At 37.2% G+C, this 6,660-nt stretch carries 6 protein-coding genes and 1 pseudogene; 2 read left to right on the forward strand and 5 right to left on the reverse strand.

What is annotated here, in order from left to right:
* Positions 1–121 precede the first annotated feature (121 nt).
* Together V7164_RS14345 and V7164_RS14350 are read right to left on the reverse strand one after the other, a co-directional pair.
* Complete coding sequence (locus tag V7164_RS14345; RefSeq protein WP_335354411.1) at positions 122–589, reverse strand: UPF0158 family protein; 468 nt, start codon at positions 587–589, stop codon at positions 122–124.
* A 60-nt stretch (positions 590–649) separates the two neighbouring features.
* A complete protein-coding gene (locus V7164_RS14350) occupies positions 650–1,027 on the reverse strand; it encodes a hypothetical protein (protein ID WP_335354412.1) in 378 nt (125 codons plus the stop codon).
* Positions 1,028–1,314: 287 nt separating this feature from the next.
* Here V7164_RS14350 and V7164_RS14355 point away from each other — a divergent pair.
* Positions 1,315–2,158: pseudogene (locus V7164_RS14355) on the forward strand (tyrosine-type recombinase/integrase).
* Between the two features lie 176 nt (positions 2,159–2,334).
* Here the strand turns inward: V7164_RS14355 and V7164_RS14360 are convergent.
* The gene (locus V7164_RS14360; RefSeq protein ID WP_335354413.1) at positions 2,335–2,982 is read right to left on the reverse strand and encodes a Type 1 glutamine amidotransferase-like domain-containing protein; all 648 of its coding nucleotides are present in this window, start codon (positions 2,980–2,982) and stop codon (positions 2,335–2,337) included.
* A gap of 245 nt (positions 2,983–3,227) precedes the next feature.
* Between V7164_RS14360 and V7164_RS14365 the strand changes: the two genes are divergently transcribed.
* On the forward strand, positions 3,228–3,440 hold the full coding sequence (locus V7164_RS14365; RefSeq protein ID WP_335354414.1) for an alpha/beta hydrolase family protein: 213 nt from the start codon (positions 3,228–3,230) through the stop codon (positions 3,438–3,440).
* A 373-nt stretch (positions 3,441–3,813) separates the two neighbouring features.
* Here the strand turns inward: V7164_RS14365 and V7164_RS14370 are convergent, their stop codons facing one another.
* Complete coding sequence (locus V7164_RS14370; RefSeq protein ID WP_335354416.1) at positions 3,814–4,548, reverse strand: YjjG family noncanonical pyrimidine nucleotidase; 735 nt, start codon at positions 4,546–4,548, stop codon at positions 3,814–3,816.
* 472 nt (positions 4,549–5,020) lie between these two features.
* Complete coding sequence (locus V7164_RS14375) at positions 5,021–6,496, reverse strand: aminotransferase class I/II-fold pyridoxal phosphate-dependent enzyme (protein WP_335354415.1); 1,476 nt, start codon at positions 6,494–6,496, stop codon at positions 5,021–5,023.
* Between the last annotated feature and the right edge of the window lie 164 nt (positions 6,497–6,660).

Here is a 6,660-nt window from a genome sequence, read left to right on the forward strand (position 1 = left end):
CGACGGGAATCCCACCCGTTATATGATACGACCTATGCTCGGCCGCACAACTGCCCCTTTAGTTGAACAAAGAGTAATTACCTGATTATGTGGTTGCTCTCGTTGTATTTTTAAAAATTAATTATTCACTAAAGTTTATGTTATTGTCTAGACACCATTCAATCGCAATTTGTTTAAATCGTTCCTCACGATAAGAATACCATTTGTTCTCAATTTCAAAATCAATGATTTTGTCCTTAAACCTCCTAAAAGCACCCTTACCCTTAATCACATTTAATAATATATCTTGTTTTCTTTGATCACTAACAGTTAGGCAAAAGTCTTCCAACATCTCATATTCATTTAGTTCATATTTTGTTGGGAGTTCCTTGTAATTCTCGAAGTTTTCCACTACATCATTAGCAACTTTTCTATCTTCTTGTTCCCAATCTGGTAAATGATCGAATGGTTCTTCATCTTCAGCAGCTCTTAAGTCATCTGAGGTTACTACAATTATTTCGCCAGTTTTAATACTCAGAAATGTCCGAGACTCTTCAAACTGTATCTCCATTTCTTCAATAATAGCTTGAAGCTTTACTTGAATATTCATTATTTTTGGGTCACCCTCTATATTTTTTTACAAATGCACCCGTTAGTCAAAATTTTAAGATTAGTTTCCATCAATTAGAATGGTTGTTTCTGCACCACTTTGAACAATTACCACACTCTTCAGGTCTCTTGAAACTTCTTTATTAACCTCAATAACAAATGTTCTTGGTGTTGCATCAGAAGTACAATTACCATCTGGTTGCGATAAAGGCACTGTGATAGCTTTGTTATCTGAGTTTAGTTCAATATTTTTAATCTTATAGGGGCAACTTCCAGACTCCTGAACTCCAATGAAATTAACATCTTTCTCGTTAAAGTCTACATTTGGTGTCTTATTTTCAAATCTATATATGTTCCATGTTTCTTCAAATTCAGATTGATTAACGACTTTTTTTACTAAATACTGAAAATAAGGTGTTGTGTCCCTTTTAAACGCCACCTCATCAAAATCCGTAGGCTAAGATTTTTCACTTGCTATCAAACCAAAGTTAATTTGATTATCTTCTACGTTGTTACTGCAACCGAATACGAATAATAGTGTCAAAATTACAGCAAGAGCAAGAAATGGTTTAATAAACGACATCTTATCCCTCCTTCATTACCATTATTTTACCACGACCTCCATATCCCTTGTTAAACAAACCTGCTTAGATAGTTCAATACCTTACGTTTCCATTTCTACAATCAAGGCAATAATTCCTCCAATACGAAAAGGAGGAGATATTTTTGTTATTATCAAGAACTTGGGAATTATATGAATCGGATAAAAAGATCGAAGGATTCTCCCCTCACACATTAAAAGCATATAAGCTCCAAACTAAGCTACTTATCCAATACTTTGACGATGTAAATATTGAATCATTGACTCTTGATCGGCTGAAAGAATACTTAGCAAAATCCAGTGAACACCTCAAGCCCTCAAGTCTGGCTTGCTCAACGAATTCGATTTATTAAATCGATATTTTGTTGGTCGCACGAAGAAGGGCATATACTGAAAAATCCTACTGCAAAAATCAAAGAACCTAAACAAGGAAAACGGATTCCAAAATTTTTAACAGAGAGAGAAATAGAACACTTAAGGGAAGCATGTATTACGCCAATGGAAAAGGCATTATTTGAATTTATGTTTTCAACAGGTTGTAGAATAGGGGAAATTGTTTCTCTAGATAAAAAATGTATTAATTGGTCCAATCGTTCAGCCATTGTACTTGGGAAAGGTGATAAGGAAAGGGAGGTCTACTTTAATATACGGTGTGAAATCTGGCTCAAACGATACTTGGATCTTCGCCAGGATAAAGACACAGCTATTTTTGTTACTGAACGGCACCCACATAGAATGAGTATTGGACAAATGAGATATATCATAAAACGAATATCAAGTCGAGCAGGGATCAACAAAGAAATTCATCCACACCAACTGCGCCACAGCTATGCGACACACCTATTGAACAACGGAGCTCCTATTGATGTTATTCAAAGTTTACTGGGACACGAAAAAAGCGAGACCACTAGGATTTATGCTCAGCTAAGTGGAAGTGTTAGAAGAGAATTTTACAGAAAATATTTTTAATAATGGATGGCAAAAAGCAACGGACACTCCGCTGCCTTTTCACTTTCGCACCCGTTAGTTGAAGTAGAAAAAATAGACGCATATTCAACACTCGCGCCAGTTCGCCTTCACTAAATTAAAAATAGAGACGGTCCATAAAGAAATTAATTCAATTAAGCCATAGCGATTCGCTACAACTAGAGCAATTTCTGAATCTTTGAGTCGGAAATTAAATAAACATTGCCAAAAACGTCGATTTTGTCTCCTTTTACACGTACAGCGCAATCTTTGTTCGACGCATAAATATTTATTTCTTCCGATAGGGGAGATAGTTCGCTTTGAACCAGTGCAATGTTATTTTCAAGATCAAAATGAGACAGGACGGAAAAATTGTCAAGACCGATTCCGTCGTAAACAGAGCTCATTTCAACTTCATATCCAAAGTTTTTCGAACATAACCATTTAGCGGACATGTTGATTGCTCCAGCGCTTGTTCCCATCACAACGGCGCTGCTTTTTTTAATCGAATCCGATAATTCATATTCCATCAAAAAACCATTTTGATTAAGAATATTGCCACCCAACAAGAAAATGACGGAAGCATTTTGAATTATCGTTTGGGCATCTTCCTTCTGTACGCGGTAATTAATGAAATGATACTCATCAAACATAATGCCAGCCTGATCGAGCCACGAGCGTTCAGTAGCACCATCATCTTCATAAATAGATGGATTCGAGCTAATCATAGCAAGCGATTTTCTATCAGTTATATCCTCCTGTAACACCCTACCCAGATTCTCTGGAAATAAATTGTTAAACCAACCTAAATAATAGTGAGTTTTCATAAGTACCCCCTCAGCAAAGTGTAAATAACATTTATTCCTTACGTCACTCATTCTGTTTTCTTGTCACTCTCAATATGCCCGATTGTTAAACACAATTTAAACAACACTCTTCAACTCCCTCAGTTTAATTCGATTTTCTCCCGAATGCTCGCTTATTCGCAGGATTTCATCCGCCAAGGATATTATTCTTTGGCTGTAGGAATTGAATTGAGGACTTTAAGGATGATTATGGGGGGCCACCTTGGGTGTTTCCGGAAAAGTACATGAAGCGCTCGCCAATCAAGTATGTGGCCAATGTTCGAACACCGCTCTTGATCATTCATAGCACCCTCGATTTTCGAGTTCCTATTGAACAGGGTGAACAATTTTATACTGCCCTGAAGTTTCAGGGACGTAACGTGCGCATGATCCGCTTTCTCAATGATACCCATGAGCTGTCACGTTCTGGAAACCCCTGACATCGGGTGATTCGACTGGAACATATTCTAAGCTGGTTTCAGAAACACCTTAAGTTGACTACCGGTACAAATAATGAATAAGAAAATAAAACAAAGAAGACGTTCAGACCGCGCCTGACGCCTTTCTTAATATTAATATCTTGTTGGAAGGGAACAACATCGTAGTACAGTGAAATGACGAAACTTCATTCAAGTTATTTTATGAAACATTCTAGATGAGCGCTTATCCTTACTCTGAAGTGACCCCAATTGTTAGACACCATCTAACAATTGGAGGTGCAGTTTTTTTCATGCTCTTTTTCTTGGAATAGAGGTTGCACTACATGTTACAGACTTCTATTCCCTATCTTATGAGGAGATTATTGCACAGTTTTTATATGGTTACTATGTGGTTGGTTTGATCTTTCGTTGAGCATTGACTAGTTTCCTTTACAATCTTTATAAGATCTGTTAACTCACGGATTTCATACGTTGGCTTAATACCTATATCGTTTTCCTTAAGATGCGGATTGAACCAACAGGTGTCAATCCCGTAATTAATTCCCCCTTGAATATCAGAGGTCAAGGAATCGCCTACCATCAACACCTTAGCCTTTTCTGTAATCTGTAGCTTCGAAAACGCATAATCGAAAATACCTTTTTCGGGCTTTTGGAAGCCCGTCTCTTCAGAAATAATTACCTGCTCAAAAGTATTACGAAGTGGAGAACTTCCAATTCTTGCTGACTGCACTTCCGTGAATCCGTTGGTTATTATAGCTAGCCGATGATCGGTAAGATTTTCACATAATTCTACAGCTCCATTTACAAGATGAATTTCCTCGCACAATAATCCAAGATAAACACTGCTGAATAGCTCTGCATTGATTTCAAGATCATTTTTAAGGAACAATCTCCTAAATCTTTCTACTCCTAGTTCAGATATAGTGATAAGCCCCTGCTCCAACTCGCTCCATAGTATCCTGTTGATCTCTTCGTAGCTTGCTTTATAATCTGACAACCCCGTAGGTAATCCAAACTCTACAAAAGCATTATGCAGTGCTTTTATTTCTGCCATACTAAAGTCTAACAATGTATTATCCACATCAAACAATATAATTTCGTATTTCATAGGTGCCTCCCTTAACTTAGCTTGAATTATATCCTCTTTTACGGCAAACCAGTGAGTGTTTGGGCTTGGTGTTTTAGCCCAGTATTTAACGAGTTCAATATCTTCCTCTTTACGTTCATTTGTTATCTTAACCAGTTCTTCTAATTCCTTTTTTGTAACATCTGAATCATCTGCAGGCGGGGCATCCACCTTATAGGTGTTCCCGTCTTTAAACTCAAGCGCGCTCCAATTTCCTGCTGTAGGTGCCATTGGATTATCATGAGTCCATCTCATTCCTTCATTACATATCTGTTCTTTTTTCTGCATGTCTTCGGTATCTATCACTTGGTTTTGACTTGTTGCTTGTTCTAAATTACATGCTGATAATACTAAAACGCAAGAAATTAAATGGAACGATCCGAGAACGATATTCTTGTTGCTTCATGTTGTCCACTTCTTATTTTGTAGTATATTCGCTGCCACTTATCGTTTTTTATTGAATAGCTAAATGTTCTTTAATTACCCGTATCTTTTTTAGTTCAACATCTTCTGCACCTTGAACAGGAAGTCCTGCTTCGATATTTGTCTTGGTATATTCCAAATTTTCTTTCGTGATAATTTCTCCTGGAATAAAGATAGGAATCCCCGGTGGATATACCATGATAAATTCAGCGATAATTCTACCTTCAGAATCATCAAATGGAATGACTTCTGTATCCATATAAAAAGCATCCCGCGGTGTTAACGCTAGTGAAGGGATTTTCGGCAGCAGTACAGAACTATCGATCATTTGATTAACCTGACTTTTAAACTCCATTGAAAGCTCCTTCAATGCAAAGACTAGTGTAGACAATTCCTCTTCAGAATCACCTGCTGTTACAATACAAAGAATGTTATAAAGATCAGACAATTCAACTTCAATATTAAATCTTTCTCGAAGCCACTTTTCCACTTGATAGCCAGTTAATCCTAGTTCTTTTACAGAAATGAGAAGCTTCGTTGGATCCATTGCAACTGCAGCACTAGACTCTAATATTTCGTTCCCCATGCAGTAAAGATGTTCGATTTTATTGATCTTCTTACGTGTTTCCTCTGCTTTCCGAATTGTATCCTCGAGCAAAGCTTGTCCTTCAGTAGCTAAGGATTTTCTAGCAACATCTAAAGAAGATAATAATAAATAGGAAGTTGAAGTAGTTGTCAGCATACTTAATACTGATTGTACGCGCTTGGGGGAAACAAGAGTTCCTCGTAAATTTAATATAGAGCTTTGTGTTAAAGAGCCACCTAATTTATGGACACTTGTTGCTGCCAAATCAGCACCTGCCTCCATTGCGGAAAGCGGCAACTCCTTATGAAAATGAATATGTGCTCCATGCGCTTCATCTACTAGTACAGGAATATCCTTCATATGGGCAATTTCTACGATCTTTTTCAAATCGCCAGATATTCCATAATAGGTTGGATTGATAACCAGAACGGCTTTAGTATCCGGATGTTGGGCTATAGCCCTTTCAATCGAATCTGGTGTAATACCATGTGAAATACCAAAGTTTGGGTCAACTTCAGGATGAATAAAAATGGGTATAGTACCAGAGAACACAATGGCGCTCATGATAGATTTGTGAACATTTCTCGGTACAAGTATCTTTTCCCCAGGACCGCATACGGACATAATCATCGCCATAATAGCTCCACTAGTCCCCTGAACAGAAAAGAAAGTATAATCTGCCCCAAAGGCTTTGGCAGCTAATTCTTGTGCCTGTTTGATAATACCTTTAGGCAGGTGCAAATCGTCCAAAGGACTAATGTTTATTAAATCAATTGCTAAAGCATTCTCTCCGATAAACTCTCTGAATTCTGGATCCATACCATTTCCTCTTTTATGACCTGGTATGTGAAATTGAATAGGGTTCTTTTCAGCATGTTTTTTCAAGGCAGTAAATAATGGAGTTTCAAATTGAGAAACCATATCCCTCCCTCCCTTTCATCTAAATTAAAGTAATAGATTCATAGATGTAATAGACGATTAAAGTGTTCCTCCGTTAAATATAAATAGAGCGAAGGGTGTAATTGAAAAGAGAACAGCATAATATATTTAATCGAAAAAAACTAGATAACCTACACTTCTATCAT

This window comes from Bacillus sp. JJ1474 (assembly GCF_036965225.1).
GTDB lineage: Bacteria > Bacillota > Bacilli > Bacillales > Cytobacillaceae > Cytobacillus.